The following is an 18,015-nucleotide window of genomic DNA, read 5'->3' on the forward strand; positions in this document are numbered from 1 at the left end:
TTAGGGGCGTCGCCAAGTGGTAAGGCAGCGGGTTTTGATCTCGCCATCCGTTGGTTCGAATCCAGCCGCCCCTGCCATCTATTTCATTACATACCAACCGCCAAGGGTGCTTCATGCCCAATCTTGTCGTTTTTAGTGGAAATGCTCATCCACAGTTCGCTCAAAAAGTCGTAAGTCACTTACATATCCCTCTAGGTGCTGCATCAGTCGGTCACTTTTCTGATGGAGAAATTTCAGTAGAAATTACTGAAAATGTTCGTGGTAAAGACGTATTTATCGTTCAGCCTACTTGTGCGCCTACCAATGATAACCTTATGGAAATCTTGGTTATGGCAGATGCTTTGCGTCGTGCAAGTGCTGGTCGTATTACCGCTGTTATTCCTTATTTTGGTTATGCTCGCCAAGACCGTCGTCCACGTTCTGCACGTGTGCCGATTACAGCTAAAGTTGTTGCAGACATGCTTACCACTGTTGGTATTGATCGTGTCGTAATGATTGATTTACATGCTGACCAAATCCAAGGTTTCTTCGATATTCCAGTCGACAACATCTACGGTACTCCTGCTTTGCTTGCTGACTTACGTCAACAACAACATGATAACCTTATGGTGGTTTCTCCTGACGTTGGTGGTGTAGTACGTGCTCGTGCTGTTGCCAAACAGATGGGTGACATCGATTTAGCAATTATCGACAAACGTCGTCAAAAAGCCAACGAATCGCAAGTTATGCATTTGATTGGTGATGTAAAAGATCGTGATTGCGTTATTGTAGATGACATGGTTGATACTGCTGGTACATTGTGTAAAGCAGCTGATGCACTTAAGCAATTCGGTGCACGTCGTGTTGTTGCATATGCAACTCACCCTGTACTTTCAGGTAAAGCAATTGAGAACTTACGTAACTCAGTAATTGATGAGTTAGTCGTAACTGACACAATTCCTCTTTCTGAAGAAGCATTGAACTTGGGCAAAATCCGTCAAGTTTCTGTTGCTAGCATGGTTGCTGAAACGATTCGTCGTATTAATAACGAAGAGTCTATCAGCGCGATGTTCGATAGTTTATAATATTGCAGCTTTTTCTTAACCCTGGCCTTGGCTGGGGTTTTCTATCACTAAACTGGTCGCAAGTTTAGTTTATTTAATCTTTAATGAGGATTTATCTCATGGCAAACTTCGTATTCAACGCTCAAGCGCGTGCTGAAGACAAACAAGGGAAAGGTGCGAGCCGCCGCCTTCGTCGCGAATCTTTAGTTCCAGCTATCATCTACGGTGGTAACGCTGAACCTGTAAGTGTTACTTTAGAACTTCGTGAGCTTGTAAAAGCTTTAGAAAGCAATGCTTTCTTTGAAGAAGTTGTAGAAATCAAAGTGGGCGATAAAGTTGAAAACGTTAAAATCCAAGCGTTACAACGTCATCCATCTAAAAACACTCCTATGCACGCTGACTTCAAACGCGCATAAGTGTTTAAAGGCGTAAATTAGTGTCAAATATTTCGCTAATTGTTGGTTTGGGCAATCCTGGTTCAGAATATGCCCAAACCCGCCATAATGCAGGTTTTTGGTTCGTTGAACAGCTTGCAGATAAATATGGCATTACATTAAAAAATGATCCAAAATTTCACGGAATTAGTGGTCGTGGTAATATAGAAGGGCACGATGTTCGTTTACTTCTACCAACGACTTATATGAATCGTTCCGGACAAAGTGTTGTTCCTTTCTCAAAGTTCTATCAAATTGCTCCTGAAGCAATTCTGATTGCTCATGATGAACTTGATATGAACCCTGGTGTAATTCGTCTTAAAACAGGCGGTGGGCACGGCGGTCATAACGGTTTACGTGATATTGTCCCACATATTGGTCCAAATTTTCATCGTTTACGAATTGGTATTGGACATCCAGGTTCAAAAGAAAGAGTTTCTGGGCATGTACTCGGAAAAGCGCCAAGTAGTGAACAAAGCCTGATGGATGGAGCAATTGATCACGCTCTTTCTAAAGTGAAGTTACTTGTTCAAGGACAAGTATCACAGGCCATGAACCAAATTAATGCGTATAAACCAGCTTAAATTGTTGAACAATCAAGCTTGCTATCTTGCTTTTTTAGGAGCAAAATGCGCATCAGCCACATTGCCAGAACGGCAAGGGCAAAAGATTTCACTATAAGATCTTCTTAGGTCTACTCAGGAGACGCTAGCCATGCTATCTCGTTTATTAAAATGCAAAATTCACCGTGCAGTTGTAACCCATGCTGAACTTCACTATGAAGGTTCTTGTGCAATTGATGGCGTATTAATGGATTTAGCTGGTATTCGTGAATACGAAGAAATCCACGTTTGGAACGTAACTAATGGCAAGCGCTTCACAACTTACGCGATTCGTGGTGAAGATAACTCTGGCATTATTTCAGTAAATGGTGGTGCTGCTCACCAAGCAGATGTTGGCGATCTTGTAATTATTGCTACTTTTGGTGATTTCACCGAAGCTGAAGCAAATGCTCACAAACCACGTTTGGTATATGCAAACCCAGACAATACAGTCAACCACACAGCGAACTGCATTCCTGTGCAAGTTGCCTAATTAAAGATTTAAAAGTAAAAAAGCCCGTAAATACGGGCTTTTTTATACGCCTTTATAAACTTCTAGCAGTCCCCTTCCACCAACTGTGCTGTTGCTTACAGTTTAAAGGCTGTAGCTCTTCTCCACGTAAATCAAATAAAATCGCCTCTCCTTTTGTATTTACTTTAAATTCAGCATACTTTGCTTTCCCATAGCATTGAGCTAGACCTTCGGCAAATAAGAAGCTTCGAGAAGCTGGATATAAAGCCTGTAAACGATTTTCAGGATTTTTTAAAATTAAACGCTGCCCAGCAAATGAATTGTGAGTATCTAAAATGGTACGAACTACTCGATTTTGTGAATCTAAAATAACTTTTGCTGGAACAGAAGCATGATTAAAAATCACTTGATCTAAAGCCTCACTTTCACTTCCCGAAAGCGCTTTGAGAGATTGTAAATTTAATTCATATGCCAACGCCATATAGTCCCCCTGTAAAATAGAGCGAGGGTCAACCGGCTTAAGCTTAATAAAAATATTTTTACTCTGATGCAGGTGCCATTCATTTTTCGCAACCAAACCTGCAAAAAATAATACAGTGGCTACTGCAAGCATAAGGGAGAAATACTTTTTCATTACTTTTCCCCCTCAATAAAATTCATTTTAGCTTCTTTTATAAGTAGCCCATATAGAGCCAGCAATATAATGCCCGACACCAAGATTGATGCACTTTTAGCTAAAAAACTTAATTGTAAACTGTAATAAAGTTGCCAAAGCACAAAGGTAAATACTATGAGCGTAACACCATAAACAATGCGATCTTGATTTTTTAAAGCCCATGTCAAAATTACAAATAGAATGAATACATCAAAATAGCCGAGTGCAATAAGTGCTATGCCAAAAATTAAAAAAGCAACGAAAGTGAGAGCTTGAAGCTGCCTATATAAATAGAAAAGGCTAAAGCACAATAACCATAGACTTGGAAAAATATAGATAAACCATAATGGCTGATCAGCAGAATCAATCAACGCAAGCCCCATAAAATTGTCAAAGAATGAGCTCACAAAAATGACACTAAGTACACATAAAAAAATACTCCGCTCATACGATATAACCGCTTTACTCCCTATCAGTAGTATCAAGCTAAAAATCAAATAGTTAAGTAAAGTTAAATTGAAATAAGTTTGAGTAGAATGTACCGACCACAATGAATGGTCTAGTTGCAGTATGTAGATAAATGCTATGCCATAAGTTGCGAGCATTTGAATTAAAACAAAGAACCAATGAGGCTTAAGAAAATAACTGACGCATAGAATAAAAATCTGGGCAATCAATACCCATAAAATTTGATTTGTTTCAGAACCAAGATGAAATAAAAAAGCAGTCTGTCCACTCACAAATAAACAATATGCAAATTGCCGAATGAAATAGCTTTGCGATTTTGTTAGTAAAGTTATAGCTATAGCAACAAAGATGATTCCAATAACTAAGGAAATAGTTTCCCAAAATACTAAAGTAAATGCTGCAAGTGCTAAGCCAGCAAGCCAAGCACCAATTGCTAAAGGAATGATATAAAAACGGCTTTGGCGAAAAATTCTTATTAAGAAATAACTAATGAGTGCAAACCAAATAAAAATAATGCCCGCAATCAATAAGAAAATGAATTCATTAGAATCTTTAAATAGATGATTAATACCATCAACAAGCCATATTGTAGCTGTCACGCCAAGAACAGCAGCCATTAAACTGGCACATAGCTGATCATTCTTTTTGAAGAAATAATAAAAAGCAATAATTCCTAGTAAGAACGCCGAGATCAGATAGGGTAAATTTTCACTTGATAAGAATTGAATCATCCCTGTTATTGAAATAACAGCAAACCAAGCAATAAAAACAAAACGTAAGGCTGTATATTTCTTTTGACAGATCCAGAACTGTACAAGACTTAATAAATTTAGAGCAAAAAGATAAAGATAAGGAAACTTTTCTGCCCAGAAAGTCTGTTTAAAAAATAAAAATAGGGCGAGTTGGCTTGTAATACAAATTAAAGCAAAGATTCCAATATTTGGTCGATATAGCCACGGCAATAAAAGCAAAGTCCAAATCAAGAAAAGTAAATAACTGTCTGCACCAGTTTGATAAACTTGTCCAATTACAGCCAAACTCAAACCGATCATTAAGCCGCAAGTACCATGTAAAGTCTGCCGTATTCCCTCGCTTAAGGTATCGTTTATGCTCATCCAAGCTGTGATAAGCAATATAACAGGTGGAATAATGAGTTGAATGCTATCAGGAAGCATCAACCAATTAGCAGCAATTAAATAAAGAATACTGAGCGCCATAAATACATAACTGAAAATATGGAGATGCTGAATAAATAAAGTATTCCTAAATGGATAATAGTCTCTTATCTGCATGAAACACCTGTTTTATTTATAATTTTCTATAAAAAACATAGCATTCCCTTTTAAAGCCAACAAGTAAGCGCTTGTTAAAAAACCTATTTCATTTTATGAAAATGCTTATTCATAATGAGACTTAGCATTCTACAAAAGCATCTAGCCAATTTTCCCAAGCGCGCTATAATAAAACTCATCGCTTCAGGGCGGGGTGTAATTCCCCACCGGTGGTAAAGTTAATTTTCATATATAAATTAACAAGCCCACGAGCTTAAATTATTTAATTTGAGCAGATTTGGTGAAACTCCAAAGCCGACGGTATAGTCCGGATGAAAGAAGACGACGAACTGGGATAAATCCGTTTTATTTCAGCGCCAGCCTGTTTTTACATCAGTCCTGAAATGTTCAACCGTATTTTTACGAGAGCGTTTCATTATGTCTAGCTTAATTCAACCAGAACTTTTTTTCTCAGCCCTCTCTCCTGCAGAACAGCGCATTCAACAAGCATTAGAAGATATCCGTCAAGGTAAACCTGTATTGGTGATGGATGACTTTGATCGTGAAAATGAAGCAGATTTAATTGTTGCAGCCGAAACCCTAACTGTTGAGACCATGGCACGTATGATTCGTGATGGCTCAGGTATTGTATGTTTATGCCTGACAGAAGAATTAGCAGATCATTTAGATCTTCCACCAATGGTTTCTCAAAACTCAAGTCAGTTTCACACTGCATTTACAGTGACCATTGAAGCTGCTCAAGGTGTTACCACTGGTGTTTCTGCAAAAGACCGTGTAACAACGATTAAAACTGCTATTAAAGATGGTGCTGTTGCAAGTGACTTAAATCGTCCTGGTCACGTTTTCCCATTACGTGCACGTAATGGCGGCGTGCTTACTCGACGTGGTCATACTGAGGGAACAATTGATTTAGCAAGATTAGCGGGTTTAAAACCTGCTGGTGTGTTATGTGAATTAACTAATCCGGATGGCACTATGGCATCCGGCATTCAAGTTTTGGCTTATGCACAAACTCATCACTTAACAGTGATTACAATTGAAGAACTTGTTCAATACCGTCAACAACACGGTATTTAAATAAAAAAGGTTTGGCTTTAGATCAGATCAGAGCCAAACCTATAAATTAAAACTTACTTATATTTAAGAAACTTTCTTTTGTGCTGCCAGTTCTTCAACATAGTCCAAAAGTTCAGAGAATTGATTAATCATTGCTTTTGGCTGTGCTTGAGCAAGTTCCTCTGCTGTTCCATAACCATAAGTCACAGCTACCGCCTCAATACCATTGTGGCGAGCACCTAAAATATCATATTGACGATCACCCACCATTAAACACTCTTCTGGATTTAATTGCTCACGTTCAAGAATATAATGGATAAGCTCAGCTTTATTGGTGCGTTCACCCGTTAATTCACTGCCATAAATATGTACAAAATACTGGCTTAATTCAAAATGGTCTAAAATTCGTTTTGCATAAATCGTTGGTTTAGCAGTAGCAACGAACAAACGATATCCTTCTGCTTTTAAAGCTTTAAGGGTTTCTGCAACAGATGGATATACTTCATTTTCAAATAAGCCAATCACCGAAAAACGCTCACGGTAAGCAAGTAAAGCTTGCTCAGCTAGAGCATCATCTTGGGTAGCTAATAATTTTGCTAATGATGCTTTTAATGGCGGTCCAATTGTCCAATCAATATTTAAATCGGCAGCTAAAGGATAACCAAGCTTCTCCATTGCATAACGAATTGATGTATGGATGCCAACTTTAGGGTCTGTTAAGGTTCCATCTAAATCAATCAAAATATGTTTTATAGCCATTCAATCACTAACCCAGTAAAGTATTTAATTCAATTGGTCGAGAGTTTAATTAAACTCTCTTATACTAACGTAAATTTAAATTGAAAAGGAAATAACCGTGCGTCCAACCGTACTTTGTTTCTCGGGTTTAGACCCTTCAGGTGGTGCAGGTTTACAAGCCGATATTGAAGCGATTGGACAAAGTGGTGCCCATGCAGCAATTGCGTGTACAGCTCTTACCATTCAAAACTCACAACAAGTATTTGGCTTTGAAGCAACCTCAAAAGAACTATTATTAGCCCAAGCAAATGCTGTTGTAGGCGATTTACCGATTAAATGTGTTAAGTCCGGCATGCTTGGCACAACAGATAATATTGCGGCTCTAGCCGAATTTTTACGTGCCCATCCTGACTATCAGTATGTATTAGACCCAGTATTAGTTGCTAATAGCGGTGGTTCTTTAGGAGATCAGGCAACTTTAGTTAAAGCATTTGTTGAGCTGATTCCCCTAGCGACACTTATTACGCCAAATACAGTTGAATTACGTGCATTAACAGGTATTGATGACTTAGAAGAAGCGACTCATAAGCTCTTTGAAATGGGTGCTAAAGCTGTATTAGTAAAGGGGGGACATGAAGATACCCCTAACTTCATTAAAAATAGTTTATATATTGATGGTGAACTTGCAGCGAGTAGTACTTGCCCTCGCCTTGAAGGTGAATATCATGGCTCAGGGTGTTCATTAGCAAGTTTTATTGCAGGTCGCTTAGCTTTAGGTGATTCTCTAAAAATTGCAGTACAGCATGCAGAAACATGGTTATTTGGTGTTTTAAAAAATGCCGAAACACCTGTACCTCATGGACAAAAGATTCCAAAACGATTTTAACAACCAAATAAAAAGGCGCTTAAAGCGCCTTTTTATTTATTCCAATTACTGTGGAATACGTAAAACTTGCCCAGGGAAAATCTCATCCGGATCTTTGAGCATTGGTTTATTTGCTTCAAAGATTTTCGGATACTGGTTGGCATCACCATAAAACTCTTTCGCAATTTTTGAAAGATTATCACCAGATTTTACCGTATAAAATTTGCTTTCCGGTTCAGGCGTAGCAACGGTCATCTGGTCATCTACATGTGCAACATGATCGACGTTACCAACAATAAGAATAATCTTTTCTTTATCCGCTTGGCTTTGTACTTGACCATTAATAGTCGCAGTATCAGTTGAACCATTATATGTTACAGATAAACCTTCCACCCCGAGGCCTAAACTTTTAATTAATCCTAATAATTTATTCGCTACTTCTTGTGCAGAAGGTTCTGCTGGCGTTGCTGGAGCTGGTTGTGGTTCTGCTGGTGCGGTATTTTTCTTACCAATACCTTTTACAAAATCAAAAAGACCCATTTTTAGTCCTCATCTTATTGTTTATAGTAAAGTCATTAAACTGACCCTTATTGTTATACTTGAAAAAAGAGATACCTCTGCTATCAATTGAGGTTGATCTTGTAAAAATATGTATCTCTCTCAATTATTTTACTCAAATAAAAAAAGCCACCTTACGGTGGCCTTCTTTTTAATCAGCAATATGCGAATTAACCAAGTTTTTTAGTTACATAGTCAATTGCAGATTGAACTGTAGTGATTTCGTTTGAATCTTCATCAGGGATAGTGATGTCGAAGTCATTTTCGAAAGACATAACAAGTTCAACTAAATCTAAAGAGTCAGCACCCAAGTCATCCATGAAAGATGCTTCGTTTTTAATCTCTTCAGCTTTAAGACCAAGTTGTTCTGCAACCGCTTGTTTAACGCGTTGTTCGATATCGCTCACAGGAATTCTCCTCATTGCTTGTGGCGTTTGATTTGCCACTAGTTTAATTGAATATAAAAATTTTTAAAAGTTTATACATCGGCGTTAGGCCATGTATAAACCACCATTTACATGTAATACCGTACCGGTAATGTAACCTGCTTTATCACTTGCAAGGAAACTCACCGCATTTGCGATATCTTGTGGCTCGCCTAAGCGATTTAAAGCCACTTGATCACTCATTTTTTTGCGAATGTCTTCACTAAGTGCATCTGTCATTTCTGTTGCAATAAAACCTGGTGCCACACTATTTACAGTAATTTGGCGGCTACCCATCTCTTTTGCAAGGCTGCGGCTAAATGCTTCAATACCTGCTTTAGCAGCAGAGTAGTTTGCTTGGCCTGGGTTTGCAAAATGAGCAACAACAGAACTGATATTAATAATTCGACCAAAACGTGCTTTTGTCATACCCTTAAGTACGCGTTTAGATAAACGATAAACGGCTTTAAGGTGGATATTGAGAATGTCATCCCAATCATCTTCAGACATACGAAGCAACAAATTGTCTTTCGTAATACCTGCATTGTTAACGAGAACAAGTACAGGACCATAGTTCTGTTCAATATGAGACACGACTGCTTCAATCTCATCGAGATTACGCACATCGAGAGCCAAACCTGCACCTTGTTCACCAAAGCTATCAGTTAGCTTTTGTGCACCAGATTCAGAAGTCGCAGTACCTACGACAAAATAACCGTCTTGAATAAGTTGCTGGGCAATTGCAGCGCCAATGCCCCGACTCGCGCCCGTTACTAATGCAACTTTGCGTTCTTGTGTCATGCAATTTTTCCTTCTGCCACTAAAACAGCATTTAGGGCATCTTCCATTTTGCTCTTACTATCAATAGAAAAAGCTTTTTCAATATTTGGTAAACGCTTTGCGAGATTACTCAATACTGTACCTGGGCCACACTCAACAATGTACTGAATACCTTGGTCTTGTAGAGACTGCATGGTACGTGTCCATTGTACAGACTGGTACAATTGTGCTGTTAAAGCCTGACGTAATTGAGCAACATCGGTAGCAATTCCCGCGTTGACATTTTGTATTACAGGAATGGTAGGTAGCTCAATGGCAGTTTGTTCCAAAGCTTCTGCAAATTTTTCTGCTGCCGGCTTCATCAATGAACAATGTGATGGAACAGAAACCGGTAAAGCAATTGCTTTAGCAGATTGTTCTTTTGCCAATGCCATAACTTGCTGTACAGATGCAGTACTACCCGCAATTACAACCTGACCTTGTGAATTATAGTTTGCTGCTTCAACTGAACCTTGACCTGATGCACTCACGCTCTGGCACAATTCAACTACTTTATCATCAGCTAAACCAAGAATAGCAGCCATAGCGCCTTCCCCTTGAGGAACAGCATTTTGCATGAGTTTTCCACGCAAATTAACTAATTTAACTGCATCCGCCAAACTCATTGAACCTGCTGCAACTAAAGCGCTGTATTCACCTAAAGAGTGACCTGCAAGGTATTTAGGGGCTAAACCACCTAAATCTAACCATAAACGCCATAAAGCAATACTGGCAGTTAATAATACAGGTTGGGTATTTTCTGTTTGGTCTAAACCTTCACCACTTTGTGCAATGTGCCAAAGATCAAATCCTAGCGCGTCTGAAGCTTCGGCAAAAGTTTGCCCAACTCCACTAAACTGTTCTGCGAGTTCAGCGAGCATACCAACTTTTTGTGAACCTTGACCTGGAAACACAAATGCAGTTTTTGTGGCTAAAGCTACTTGTTCAAGACGTTTAGCAGACATAAGAAATCCTTTTTGGGTTTTCACTCATTTCTCTGGAGCGGAAATTTAACATTTAATTTGTATATTTATAATTGCGAAAAACAACAAAAAAAGGGAGCTTTCGCTCCCATTTTTTCTATACTTAAGCATCACGCTTAATGCATATCATGCAATTATTCAGCATCAGCTGCTTTAGCGAATAATTGGCGACCACGGTAGAAACCGTCTTTAGTCACGTGGTGACGACGATGAGTTTCACCAGTTGCTTGGTCTACTGTTAATGCATTCTCGGTTAAAGCGTCATGTGAACGGCGCATGTCACGGCGAGAGCGACTTTTACGGTTTTGCTGAACGGCCATGATGGCTCCTTACAAAGATCGAAAAAATGGATCAGAACAAATTCAGTTGTCTTATCTCATAATCATAACACAAATTATGAGTTAAGTTTACCCTTCAAACCTGCCAAAACATCAAACGGGTTATCCCGTTTCTCTTCGACAACGTTCTGAATGGTAGGTTGATGTTTATGTTCACAAGCATCATGCTTGGGAGATAAAGGCATCAACAATAACAGTTCATCTTCTAGTAATGCGAGTAAGTTAATCGAAGCAGGTGTATCAAAATCACCTTTTGTCGAAGACTCACTTTCACCTAAAACGATGAAATCAGCATCCTCATCCAAGCGCTCTATCAGTGACTCATCATCTACAAGTGCAATATGAAAGTCAGAAACAATTGGCATTTCAACAGGTTCCAAACAACGTTGGCACTCCATTGGAACTTTTGTTTCCATGTGACCATCTAACCACACAATGCGATGATAGGCATCCATTGATAGCTTACAGTCTATGTTGATCAATTGGTTATCAATTGACCCAACAGCTTCACGAGCAATACGAGCAAGACGAGACAATGGCAGTTGACCTGACCATGTAAAGCCTTGTTCAGCCCATTTAAACGGCTCAATCTGTGCCGGAAAGGTATTTGCTGACATAATTAAGGCGGCAATTCTACAAATTCATCGGTACTCTGTCAAAGATTAAGATACAATTTTGTACTTCTTTAGACAGAACTCGGGGTAAATTAAGCAATGCACCTGTTGCAGCCGCAACCTGAAGTTAACACTTCATTACTCGTTTGCACCCATTCAACTCACCAAAACACTCTTTTACCTGACGTGGTGCAACTCTCACCATGGCCAAGCTCAAAATTAGAGTCTGAGCAAGTTGATTGGCTTATTTTACACTTTAATCACTGGTTTTCCCACCATAATGTGACATTAGTTCGTGGAGAATTTGAACCAGAATATTTCCCAGCAAATGAACATGAACCAGCTAAAATCCAATTTGCTCATGGTTTTTTCAATAGCGCTTTGCATGAAATTAGCCATTGGACAATTGCAGGTGCAAAACGACGTCTGTTGCCCGATTTAGGTTATTGGTATGCGCCAGATGGCCGAACTAAAGAACAGCAGGATTTATTTGAACAAGTAGAAATCAAACCTCAAGCCATTGAATGGTTATTTGCCCAATCTTTTGGCAGAAAATTTAGAGTATCTCTAGATAACCTGACAGGTGATGGCGGAGATGGCAAAAAGTTTAAAGATAATGTTTATATCCAAGTTCAACGTTACTTTTCTGGTGAAGCTAAACTACCTGTTGATGCAGCAAGATTCATTGAATGTATTTGCCAATGTACACGAGCAGGTACAGCGTTACAATTAGATGAATTTAAACGTGAACTCCTTGATTAAATGACAAAAAAACTACGTAAGTTACTTGCTTCCGAAGTTTGAAAAGTCTAATACTATTTTTAATACTGGCGTGATGGAGTCTCTAAAATATGTTGCATTTACATGTACATCCTGAAAATCCACAGCAACGCCTCATTGATCAAGCAGTTGAGCGTATTCGTGCAGGCGATGTTGTGGTCTACCCGACCGATGCTGCCTATGCAATCGGATGTCAGATTGGTAATAAGAATGCGATGGAACGCATTGCCCAGATTCGTGATTTAGGCCCTAAGCATCAATACGCAATTATGTGTTGTGATTTATCAGATATCGCGACTTATGCAAAAGTTGATAATGCGACGTATCGGTTATTAAAAGCAAATACACCTGCCATTACGACTTTCATTTTACCTGCAACAAGTGAAGTTCCACGCAGGTTAATGCATCCTAAAAAGAAAACGATTGGTTTACGCATTCCAAGTAACCCGATTTGTCAGGCTTTATTAAAAGAACTTGGTGAGCCTTTACTTACAAGTACATTAATTTTACCCGGACAAGAAGACCCACTTGATGATCCTTACGATATTGAAAGTCAGTTGTCTAAACGTATTGATGTCTTTATCGATGGGGGTTTTGGTACTTTAACAACAACTAGTATTGTTGATTTATCGGGTGAACATCCGGAAATTATACGTCACGGTGCTGGAGATGTAAGTGCTTTCGAATAAGCACTTATTCTCCTTTTTACCAATAGTTAAAAAAAAAGTATTATCAAGAAAAAAAATACTCTTTATTTAGTTTGGATTTTTTATACACTTTAGTCGTTAAGCAATTTATTAAAAGTCACAATTCCTTTAGAATGTTTTTCACTATCTGCTGTTCTTCTGCTACAGCTCTTATTGACTTGAAAAACAAGTCTCATGCTTTTGAAAATTCGCGTGGCTTATAATCGTAATGAACCAATCACTTCATCAATCCATGGAAGACGTTCCACACATCCGTGTTTTAGATGAGTGGCACGACACAATTCCTGAAGATCTTTATATTCCTCCGGCTGCTTTTGAGATTTTACTCGAACAGTTTGAAGGACCACTCGACTTTTTAATTTATCTGATTCAGAAAAACGGTTTTGATTTAATTCAGCTCGATATTGCACCTATTGCAACTCAATATTTAGCTTATATGGATAGCATGAAATCCTTAAATATTGAGTTGACTGCCGACTATATGGTTATGGCTGCTCTATTGGCTGATTTGAAATCTCGCTTACTCTTACCTAAACCTACAGTAGTGAGTATCGAAAAAGATCCTAAACAGGATCTTATTGATCGACTAGAAACTTATTTACGCATTAAACAAGCGGCTGAACGTTTAGGTCAAATGCCAGTTCTTGACCGTGATACATTTAGTGCCAATGTAAGCTTAGGTCATATCGCGCCTGTTTATGAAGGTTATGATGTTTCAGCATTACATGATGCTTTGTTTTGCGTATTTAATCGTCCTGAACCCGTAACACACACAATTGCGCAAGAGCCTGTACTGTTAGAAGAACGTATTGCTTATATTGAAGAGAAATTAGAGTCAGGCGACGTGTTAAGTTTTAAAGAATTACTTAATCCCCAACAAGGCCGTATGGGAATGGTTGTAACTTTTATGGCTGTTTTAGAATTGACCCGACAACAAAAGATTAAAATTATTGCTACAGGTGTTGAAGCTCCATTGGCTATTCAAGGGTCTGCAGCATGAGTTTTGAACAAAATAATAATGATTTGTCATTAGCTGACATTCATCACGAAGTTTTATTGCAACTTGAAGCGATTATTTTTGCCAGTGAAGCACCTGTTTCAATTGCTCGTTTAAAAGAAGCTTTTAATAATCAATATAACAAACAACAGCTTCGTCAGCTTTTACAACAACTTGCCCTCTTACAACATGGCCGCTCTATTGAGTTGATTGAAACCGCGCAAGGCTTCCGTTTTCAGGTAAGATCCAAATATCGCAATATTATTGCGCAGATTTGGCCAGAGCGACCAACAAAACTGTCGCCATCTTTACTAGAAACCTTGGCTGTCATTGCGTATCATCAACCAGTCACGCGTGCTGATATTGAACAAATTCGTGGTGTATCTAATAATAGTCAGATTCTCAGAACGCTATTTGACTGGAACTGGATTAAAGAAGCCGGTTTTAGAGATTTACCCGGAAGACCTGCGTTGCTAATTACAACGCCTCAATTTCTGAATGCTTTTGGTCTAGCCTCTTTAGGCCAATTGCCTCCCCTACAGAACGCCAAGGAAGCATTTATGGCTCTCGATGCGAATGCACCGAAATCATAAAGAGGTGGACTGTTGATCATTATGTCTAAGGTTGTGCTGTCATGAGTGAAAAATTGCAAAAAGTATTAGCGCGAATCGGATTAGGTTCTCGCCGATATATGGAAGAGGTTATTGCCGCAGGACGCGTGAGTGTAAACGGCCGCGTTGCCCAAGTGGGTGAGCGCATTGAACCAGGCGATGAATTACGCATTGATGGCCGTAAAGTTCAGTTCCAGATCGAAGATGAAATTCGTCGTCGTGTACTGATTTATTATAAACCAGAGGGTGAGATCTGTTCACGTAATGACCCAGAAAAACGCCCAACTGTATTTGATCATTTGCCACAAATTGCAAATGACCGTTGGGTAATGGTAGGTCGTCTGGATATTAACAGTACAGGTTTATTACTATTTACAAACGATGGTGAGCTTGCTAACCGCTTAATGCATCCATCTAATGAAATTGAACGTGAATACGCTGTACGTGTAATGGGTGAAGTAACACCACAATTACGCCAAAACATGGTCAATGGTGTAGAGCTTGAAGATGGCCCAGCCAAGTTCGAATCTTTCTCTGAAATTGGTGGTGAAGGTATTAACCGCTGGTATCAAGTTGTAGTGAAAGAAGGCCGTAACCGTGAGGTTCGCCGTATTTTCGAATCGCAAGGTCTTAAAGTAAGCCGCTTATTACGTACTCGCTACGGTACTGTTATTTTACCACGCGAATTACGTACTGGCCGTTGGATGGAACTCGATAAAACTGATATCGACAACTTAGCTAAATCTGTTGAGTTGAAACCACGTCAAGGTACAGGTTTATTTGGTATGGCAAAACGTCGTACTGATCGTATGACAGAAAAACCAATGGCAGCACGTCGTGGTGGTTATTTACGTCAACAACGTCGTGATGATGAAAAAGAAGCACCAGCTAACACAGGTAATCAGCGTAAATCGACTGGTTTTAACCGTGGATTTAAAAAGTTCTAAGTAAAACTTTTAAATCAAAAAAACCGCTCACTTTAGAGCGGTTTTTTATTATTTAATTTCAATTAATTCATTTTTGCTAGTTCAATCCACTCAGCTTCTGGAAAATGAATGGCTAAATAGTTCTTTAAATAATTTGAAGTATCCTGCGAAATTAATGGATCTTTTGATTCATCTTTTAAGTTATAAACCAAAGCTTTTAATTTCAGACCGCGTGACTTAAGTGCCTCGAGACTAAGCAAAGTATGATTAATACTTCCTAGACGACCAGATGTCACTAAAATAACAGGAAACTGATGCTGAGCAACATAATCAATGGTGAGTAAACTGGTGGTTAAGGGCACCATTAAGCCACCCGCCCCTTCTAATAATACAATTTCAAAACGCTCAGCTAATGTTTGAGTCGCATTTTCAATTTTTTGAAAATCGATTTCTCGATTATCAAGACGCGTTGCTAAATGAGGTGAAGCAGGATAACTAAAGATTTCGGGCATAGTCAGCTTATCGTGATCTTCTTGAAACCAACCTTGCCCCATAATTTCACGATGCTTTTCAATATCTTCAGAAATATCAACATTACCTGTTTGAATGAGTTTTTGGGTAATTACTTTTTTACCCTGCTCAGTCCATAATTTTGCTAAAAAACCTGTCGCGTAGGTTTTTCCAATTTCGGTATCAATCCCACTGACAAAATAGATCTGACCACTCATTTACTTCATTCTCCGGGCAATACAATAAATTGGGTGATATGTTAGGGCATATCCCTCGGCGTGCTTATACCGATCATAATCTTGATAAAACTGCTGTAAAGTTTGCTTGGTCCAACGGTGCTGCGCTGTCGCTGTTACACCAGTCGCTTTTAAATGTTGTAATACAGCTTTAGGTAAATCGAAATAGAGCTGAGTTTCTGACTCAGATAGATACAGAACTTCAAAACCAGCCTGAGTTAAGGCACTGTTCCAACTTTCAAGATTCCAATAATTTAAACCTTGTCCGGTTAGCTCTTTAATTTCAATTAGGTTCTTAGGACCAAATGTTGAAAAGCATAGCCAACCACTGTCAGTTAAAACATCATTACAACGCTTAAGCAAAAGTGGCAAATCCTGCATCCATTGCAAGGCAGAACCTGAAACAATCATATCGAGCTGCTGAGGGAGTTCTAAGGTTTCAACATCTCCAATTAACCATTTTAAATGCTCTTCATGATTGAAGTGCTCCTGCACCTCTGAGTACAGATCATTCAAAATTAAATCTTCAATTTGAAAAGCTTCAACAAGCAGACGAGTTAAATTACCAGAACCACAACCAATTTCAAAAACACGTCGTATCTTGCTTGGGCAAAACTGCTTGAGTAAGCTTGTTAAATTTTGACAAATTTGTTTTTGAACAACTGCGTGCTCTGAATAGCTTTGACCTGCTTTAGCAAAACGCTCGGCAACTAAATTTTTATTCAGACTCACAGAAAACTCACCAGTGCTTCAAGCTCGTGTTGCTCGACCATTGACGTTAAAGAAATACGTAAACGCGAACTATTTTTAGGTACTGTTGGTGGGCGTACAGGCATGGCATAAAAGCCGCTTTCCTGAACCTGTTTCGCCTTATCGATAGCAGCCTGACTTTCTCCCACAATCACTGGAATAATATGGCTGGTCGATGGACTCAGATAACCCTTTTGTACCACTGCTTGTTGAAGATATTGGCTAATATTTTTTAAGTGTTCACGCTGAGGTTGAGCCACTAATACTTTTTGAAAAATAAAATTTGCCCAAGCCATAACAATCGGAGGTTGAGCGGTACTAAAAATAAGCGGGCGCATTTTGTTAATGAGATAATCTTTAATAATTGGATGGCAAATAATATAACCACCGACAGCTGCTAATGCTTTACCTAAGGTACCAACTAGAAAATCAATTTCCTGAATTACATTATATTGTTCAGCACACCCCAAACCTTGCTGACCACGTACACCAATTGAGTGTGCCTCATCGACATAAAGCATGGTTTTAGCAAAACGTTTTTTAAGCTGGACTAATGCAGCTAAATCCGTTTCATCACCATCCATACTAAAAATACTTTCTGTGACCACAATGATTCGTTCAATCTTGTCATCATCATGATACTTTTGTAGAAGCTGTTCTAAGTGCTCTAAATCATTATGTCGATACCGCACATACTGGGCACCAGACAAACGGATCCCATCAATCATACTGGCATGAACTAACTTATCTGCCAAAATTAAAGTTTTACTATCAGCAACAGCAGGCAAAATACCAATATTCATATGGTAGCCACTATTGAATAACAGAGCTGCCCGCCCACCAAATGCTTGGCTTAGGCTATTTTCCAACTGTTCATATTCATCAAAATTACCCGTCAATAAACGAGCCGATGAAGAACTAAAATAGCTGCGTTCTAACGGTAAGCTATCTAAAAACTCTTGGCGAAGATTAAGATTAGCCGCCAGTCCAAGATAGTCATTTGAAGCTAAGTTGAGCATTGTTTTATTTTTAATTGTAATAAAACGACCATGCTGCACATTTTGGGTAAATTGTCTGAAGTTACCTTGTTGTTTTAACTCATCTAACTCGGTAGCAAAATGATCGAGCAATGACAT

23 protein-coding genes, 1 tRNA gene and 1 riboswitch are annotated in these 18,015 nt (G+C 38.9%); of the genes, 12 read left to right on the forward strand and 12 right to left on the reverse strand.

The window, feature by feature from the left end; translation table 11 throughout:
- The first annotated feature begins 2 nt into the window (after nucleotides 1-2).
- The 5 genes from F984_RS14245 (at nucleotide 3) to panD (ending at nucleotide 2,572) form a co-directional block, all read left to right on the forward strand.
- Nucleotides 3-77, forward strand: a tRNA-Gln gene (locus tag F984_RS14245).
- A gap of 36 nt (nucleotides 78-113) precedes the next feature.
- Nucleotides 114-1,064 carry a ribose-phosphate pyrophosphokinase gene (locus tag F984_RS14250; RefSeq protein WP_002050293.1) on the forward strand — a complete coding sequence of 317 codons (951 nt, stop codon included), beginning with the start codon at nucleotides 114-116 and terminating at the stop codon, nucleotides 1,062-1,064.
- 98 nt (nucleotides 1,065-1,162) lie between these two features.
- The gene (gene rplY / locus F984_RS14255) at nucleotides 1,163-1,459 is read left to right on the forward strand and encodes a 50S ribosomal protein L25 (RefSeq protein WP_002050375.1); all 297 of its coding nucleotides are present in this window, start codon (nucleotides 1,163-1,165) and stop codon (nucleotides 1,457-1,459) included.
- A gap of 20 nt (nucleotides 1,460-1,479) precedes the next feature.
- On the forward strand, nucleotides 1,480-2,061 hold the full coding sequence (gene pth, locus F984_RS14260; protein WP_002050315.1) for an aminoacyl-tRNA hydrolase: 582 nt from the start codon (nucleotides 1,480-1,482) through the stop codon (nucleotides 2,059-2,061).
- Nucleotides 2,062-2,191: 130 nt separating this feature from the next.
- Nucleotides 2,192-2,572, forward strand: a complete 381-nt coding sequence (panD, locus tag F984_RS14265) for an aspartate 1-decarboxylase (RefSeq protein ID WP_000952664.1) — start codon at nucleotides 2,192-2,194, stop codon at nucleotides 2,570-2,572.
- 52 nt (nucleotides 2,573-2,624) lie between these two features.
- Here the strand turns inward: panD and F984_RS14270 are convergent, their stop codons facing one another.
- Together F984_RS14270 and F984_RS14275 are read right to left on the reverse strand one after the other, a co-directional pair.
- Entirely contained in the window at nucleotides 2,625-3,185 is a 561-nt protein-coding gene (locus F984_RS14270) for a GDYXXLXY domain-containing protein (protein WP_004710296.1), read from the reverse strand.
- Entirely contained in the window at nucleotides 3,185-4,966 is a 1,782-nt protein-coding gene (locus tag F984_RS14275; protein ID WP_004710298.1) for a DUF2157 domain-containing protein, read from the reverse strand. Before F984_RS14275 ends, F984_RS14270 begins: the two co-directional genes overlap by 1 nt.
- Nucleotides 4,967-5,142: 176 nt before the next feature.
- Nucleotides 5,143-5,293, forward strand: a riboswitch (FMN riboswitch).
- 90 nt (nucleotides 5,294-5,383) lie between these two features.
- Here F984_RS14275 and ribB point away from each other — a divergent pair.
- Nucleotides 5,384-6,043 (forward strand): 3,4-dihydroxy-2-butanone-4-phosphate synthase, encoded by a 660-nt coding sequence (gene ribB, locus F984_RS14280; protein ID WP_004710300.1) that lies wholly within the window; start codon nucleotides 5,384-5,386, stop codon nucleotides 6,041-6,043.
- 63 nt (nucleotides 6,044-6,106) lie between these two features.
- Here the strand turns inward: ribB and F984_RS14285 are convergent, their stop codons facing one another.
- Nucleotides 6,107-6,781, reverse strand: a complete 675-nt coding sequence (locus tag F984_RS14285; RefSeq protein WP_004710302.1) for an HAD-IA family hydrolase — start codon at nucleotides 6,779-6,781, stop codon at nucleotides 6,107-6,109.
- Between the two features lie 97 nt (nucleotides 6,782-6,878).
- Between F984_RS14285 and F984_RS14290 the strand changes: the two genes are divergently transcribed.
- Nucleotides 6,879-7,646: a hydroxymethylpyrimidine/phosphomethylpyrimidine kinase gene (locus F984_RS14290; protein WP_004710304.1), complete on the forward strand. Its 768-nt coding sequence runs from the start codon at nucleotides 6,879-6,881 to the stop codon at nucleotides 7,644-7,646.
- Nucleotides 7,647-7,691: 45 nt separating this feature from the next.
- On the opposite strand, the gene lysM is transcribed toward F984_RS14290, so the two are convergent.
- The 6 genes from lysM to F984_RS14320 form a co-directional block, all read right to left on the reverse strand.
- On the reverse strand, nucleotides 7,692-8,165 hold the full coding sequence (lysM, locus tag F984_RS14295) for a peptidoglycan-binding protein LysM (RefSeq protein WP_002050305.1): 474 nt from the start codon (nucleotides 8,163-8,165) through the stop codon (nucleotides 7,692-7,694).
- Between the two features lie 188 nt (nucleotides 8,166-8,353).
- Nucleotides 8,354-8,590, reverse strand: a complete 237-nt coding sequence (gene acpP, locus F984_RS14300) for an acyl carrier protein (protein ID WP_001279871.1) — start codon at nucleotides 8,588-8,590, stop codon at nucleotides 8,354-8,356.
- Between the two features lie 84 nt (nucleotides 8,591-8,674).
- Nucleotides 8,675-9,409, reverse strand: a complete 735-nt coding sequence (gene fabG / locus F984_RS14305) for a 3-oxoacyl-ACP reductase FabG (RefSeq protein WP_000191300.1) — start codon at nucleotides 9,407-9,409, stop codon at nucleotides 8,675-8,677.
- On the reverse strand, nucleotides 9,406-10,392 hold the full coding sequence (gene fabD / locus F984_RS14310) for an ACP S-malonyltransferase (RefSeq protein WP_001274818.1): 987 nt from the start codon (nucleotides 10,390-10,392) through the stop codon (nucleotides 9,406-9,408). The genes fabG and fabD overlap by 4 nt, the downstream gene beginning before the upstream one ends.
- A gap of 152 nt (nucleotides 10,393-10,544) precedes the next feature.
- The gene (rpmF, locus tag F984_RS14315; protein WP_000290730.1) at nucleotides 10,545-10,730 is read right to left on the reverse strand and encodes a 50S ribosomal protein L32; all 186 of its coding nucleotides are present in this window, start codon (nucleotides 10,728-10,730) and stop codon (nucleotides 10,545-10,547) included.
- 74 nt (nucleotides 10,731-10,804) lie between these two features.
- The gene (locus F984_RS14320) at nucleotides 10,805-11,365 is read right to left on the reverse strand and encodes a YceD family protein (RefSeq protein ID WP_002050389.1); all 561 of its coding nucleotides are present in this window, start codon (nucleotides 11,363-11,365) and stop codon (nucleotides 10,805-10,807) included.
- 96 nt (nucleotides 11,366-11,461) lie between these two features.
- Here F984_RS14320 and F984_RS14325 point away from each other — a divergent pair, with 96 nt between their 5' ends.
- From F984_RS14325 to rluB, 5 genes are all read left to right on the forward strand, one after another.
- Complete coding sequence (locus F984_RS14325) at nucleotides 11,462-12,124, forward strand: elongation factor P hydroxylase (protein WP_004710311.1); 663 nt, start codon at nucleotides 11,462-11,464, stop codon at nucleotides 12,122-12,124.
- 89 nt (nucleotides 12,125-12,213) lie between these two features.
- The gene (locus F984_RS14330; protein WP_002050309.1) at nucleotides 12,214-12,831 is read left to right on the forward strand and encodes an L-threonylcarbamoyladenylate synthase; all 618 of its coding nucleotides are present in this window, start codon (nucleotides 12,214-12,216) and stop codon (nucleotides 12,829-12,831) included.
- Between the two features lie 226 nt (nucleotides 12,832-13,057).
- Complete coding sequence (locus F984_RS14335) at nucleotides 13,058-13,849, forward strand: segregation and condensation protein A (protein WP_016805462.1); 792 nt, start codon at nucleotides 13,058-13,060, stop codon at nucleotides 13,847-13,849.
- Nucleotides 13,846-14,439, forward strand: coding sequence for an SMC-Scp complex subunit ScpB (gene scpB, locus F984_RS14340; RefSeq protein WP_002050325.1), 594 nt, complete (start codon nucleotides 13,846-13,848; stop codon nucleotides 14,437-14,439). Before F984_RS14335 ends, scpB begins: the two co-directional genes overlap by 4 nt.
- Nucleotides 14,440-14,480: 41 nt before the next feature.
- Nucleotides 14,481-15,404 carry a 23S rRNA pseudouridine(2605) synthase RluB gene (gene rluB, locus F984_RS14345; protein ID WP_004710314.1) on the forward strand — a complete coding sequence of 308 codons (924 nt, stop codon included), beginning with the start codon at nucleotides 14,481-14,483 and terminating at the stop codon, nucleotides 15,402-15,404.
- 62 nt (nucleotides 15,405-15,466) lie between these two features.
- On the opposite strand, the gene bioD is transcribed toward rluB, so the two are convergent.
- From bioD to F984_RS14360, 3 genes are read right to left on the reverse strand one after another with little or no spacing between them, the layout of a single operon-like run.
- Nucleotides 15,467-16,111, reverse strand: coding sequence for a dethiobiotin synthase (gene bioD, locus F984_RS14350; protein WP_004710315.1), 645 nt, complete (start codon nucleotides 16,109-16,111; stop codon nucleotides 15,467-15,469).
- On the reverse strand, nucleotides 16,112-16,861 hold the full coding sequence (bioC, locus tag F984_RS14355; RefSeq protein WP_002050352.1) for a malonyl-ACP O-methyltransferase BioC: 750 nt from the start codon (nucleotides 16,859-16,861) through the stop codon (nucleotides 16,112-16,114). It abuts the gene before it with no gap.
- A complete protein-coding gene (locus F984_RS14360; protein ID WP_004710317.1) occupies nucleotides 16,858-18,015 on the reverse strand; it encodes an 8-amino-7-oxononanoate synthase in 1,158 nt (385 codons plus the stop codon). The genes bioC and F984_RS14360 overlap by 4 nt, the downstream gene beginning before the upstream one ends.

The sequence above is a fragment of the Acinetobacter nosocomialis NIPH 2119 genome, from assembly GCF_000368085.1.
Taxonomy (GTDB): Bacteria; Pseudomonadota; Gammaproteobacteria; order Pseudomonadales; family Moraxellaceae; genus Acinetobacter; species Acinetobacter nosocomialis.